The organism is Segatella paludivivens DSM 17968 = JCM 13650, assembly GCF_000373185.1.
Lineage (GTDB): Bacteria > Bacteroidota > Bacteroidia > Bacteroidales > Bacteroidaceae > Prevotella > Prevotella paludivivens.
The window spans coordinates 1-1,906 of record NZ_KB890679.1 but is presented as its reverse complement, the minus strand read 5'-3'; the positions used below and the strand labels follow the sequence as shown (position 1 = coordinate 1,906).

The following is a 1,906-nucleotide window of genomic DNA, read 5'->3' as shown; positions in this document are numbered from 1 at the left end:
AGAAACGCAAACTTTACATCGTAGAAACGCAAACTTCGTGTCGTAGCAACAGAAACGTTTCCACGTAATAACGCAAACGTTACGTCGTGGAAACGAATTTTCGATAAAAAATAACGATAAAATAGAATGGAACTATCAAAAATCCATGTCTTGTATAAGACAAAAAAAGAAATCAAGCAAAAAATGATGAGTCTTGACGATCTGTTCGTCATGATTCGAGATGAAAAATACCAAAAATAGTGCAACAAACTAAGGGCGCTGCGACTCATGGCAACGGAGATTGTGTAGAGGATGAAGGTGAAGTATCGCAACATCAGCATCAACAACAGTAATATCATACATGTAGGCATATTGTGACGAGAAAAAAGTTCAAGTTGGCAAAGGGAAAGTCCTGCCTATATGACGTTGCGACAAATGACACTGTGGTGACACGTGATTAATTCAGATTTACAACGTAGCATGCTGATAGTCAGAACATAGACACTTCGACACTGGTATTTTTGAAAAACCCTATGTGTGTGCGTGCGAGGGTGGGTGTTAAAGATGAATTGAATGGGATAGGGGGAGTTGATAGATGTCTGGGTGAATCTGCGAGAGAGGTTTGTTATTTAGGGTTTCGTCTGCGATTATCAGCGAGATCTGCGAGAGAATAGGCCGTTCATGTGAAATAAAACTGATAATACTTTGGCTAACATGCCAACGAGCATTTCATTGCATGCTCGGAAATCTTGCAGTACCTTTGCCCCTGTCATTTGAAAATCAGGTGACTGGACTTAATGAAAGGAGGAACATTATAGGTGCACATATATGATGCTTTCAGCAAGTCTCAAACAGTAAAAAACAATTTTAAACGAAAGGAAAATAAACATGCTGAATTACAAAATTTACATGAACAAAAGCTTTTCTCTGGAGAGAAATAATAACAACCTAAAAATAAATCTGCTTTTAAAGCATACTAATTGTTAGCTTCTTTTACAGGAACTTTGTATTCATATCCTTTGATAGACAGTCCAATGTTAATAGGTATTTTTTCAATCTTACTTAATTCTGGGGCACGAAGATAGCATTCTTTTAAATATACAGGGAAAACTATCATTCCGTCGCTTTGAATGTCTACAATTTCCATGCTTACATAATATCTTTTGTTGTGGGTAAAATAAAGCTGCTCCTGAGGTTGAAAAACAATAGACTGCTTTACTTGAGATTTTTCTATAACAGAATAGATTGGTTTGTGCAATATGTTGATTAAGCTGTCCTTACCTACAATTTCATACATATTGATGCTCAAGGTACATTTGCTATATGTGCATTTCCTGATATCCAGATTAACATTTTTGACATGAAAATCATGCTTCGGATTTACAAACACACCCATTTCTAGTCCGATATTATCTAGCCCTTTATAGACCGCATCTCCAGGTAAGTGAAGTCCCTTGTGCTTCAGCGTCTTTTCTTTCATCTTTTTACCAATAACGGCAAAATCATTGAGCATATATTCTGAAGGTTCCATCATTACATTAAAATGACCTTTGTCTGCAATGTCGCTGATGTCAACGGTTTTAGGTGAGTAAGACACATGACTGAATATCAGTTTGGTAGAATCTCCATCTGGTATTTTGACGGAGAAGTTGCCATGCGCATCTGATATTGTTCTTATATCTCGATCTTTAACCTCTACTGTTACGTATTCAATGTTCTGCCCCTTGGCATTTTTTACCGTTCCAGTAAGATGCTTCTCCGTTTGGCATAGTGCTGATAATGATACTGCTATGCCGAGTAATAATAAACTAATTCTTTTCATATTTTTTTGTAGTTAATCCTTGATTTTGCAAGTTAATATTGTTCAAAGGTATTACAAACGAGCGCAGAATCATCAAACTTGTTTGAATGTTATGCCGAGTGCAGT

At 36.6% G+C, this 1,906-nt stretch carries 1 protein-coding gene; it reads right to left on the bottom strand.

Annotated features, from left to right (window positions below; all coding sequences use genetic code 11):
* Window positions 1-955 precede the first annotated feature (955 nt).
* Window positions 956-1,801: a carboxypeptidase-like regulatory domain-containing protein gene (locus B045_RS0111645; protein WP_018464434.1), complete on the bottom strand. Its 846-nt coding sequence runs from the start codon at window positions 1,799-1,801 to the stop codon at window positions 956-958.
* Window positions 1,802-1,906: the final 105 nt, after the last annotated feature.